At 45.5% G+C, this 657-nt stretch carries 4 tRNA genes; all 4 read left to right on the top strand.

The annotated features are described in order from the left end of the window. The first annotated feature begins 5 nt into the window (after positions 1 to 5). The 4 genes from ASV53_RS24370 (at position 6) to ASV53_RS24385 (ending at position 436) form a co-directional block, all read left to right on the top strand. Positions 6 to 81, top strand: a tRNA-Glu gene (locus ASV53_RS24370). A gap of 16 nt (positions 82 to 97) precedes the next feature. Beyond that, positions 98 to 173: transfer RNA gene (locus tag ASV53_RS24375), tRNA-Lys, on the top strand. A 69-nt stretch (positions 174 to 242) separates the two neighbouring features. After that, positions 243 to 318: transfer RNA gene (locus ASV53_RS24380), tRNA-Val, on the top strand. 42 nt (positions 319 to 360) lie between these two features. Beyond that, a tRNA-Ala gene (locus ASV53_RS24385) sits at positions 361 to 436 on the top strand. Positions 437 to 657: the final 221 nt, after the last annotated feature.

Below are 657 nucleotides of genomic sequence, written 5' to 3' on the forward strand. Positions count from 1 at the left end.
ACTTAGTCCCGTTCGTCTAGAGGCCTAGGACACCGCCCTTTCACGGCGGTAACAGGGGTTCGACTCCCCTACGGGACGCCACTTCTTTTAGAAGTATGGGTCGTTAGCTCAGTTGGTAGAGCAGTTGACTTTTAATCAATTGGTCGCAGGTTCGAATCCTGCACGACCCACCATTTCCTTTCCACGAAGGAAAGCAAGTTTGCTTCTGCTTTTTAAAGCGGATACAAATAAGCAACTATCGTGGGCGATTAGCTCAGTTGGGAGAGCACCTCCCTTACAAGGAGGGGGTCACTGGTTCGAGCCCGGTATCGCCCACCATCTTCTCTTTAAGAGAACTTCTCCTAAGAAGTAAAACTTTATGGGGCTATAGCTCAGCTGGGAGAGCGCCTGCCTTGCACGCAGGAGGTCTGCGGTTCGATCCCGCATAGCTCCACCACTTTCTAAAGACATTCGACAGAGTGTGATTAGAAAGTGGATTTTTCATCTCTGATGATCAAAACACCTGTTCTTTAACAATCTGGAAAGCTGACTAGTAAATTGAATCGTTAGATTCAATTACAATAGTTTTTATCTTTAATGATAAAAACGAGTTCTCAAAACAACACACATTCAAGTGTCTTGTGTAGAGTCCGGCGAAAAACCAATGTCCTCATTTTT

It is taken from the genome of Photobacterium sanguinicancri, from assembly GCF_002265265.1.
In the GTDB taxonomy this organism is placed as follows: domain Bacteria; phylum Pseudomonadota; class Gammaproteobacteria; order Enterobacterales; family Vibrionaceae; genus Photobacterium; species Photobacterium sanguinicancri.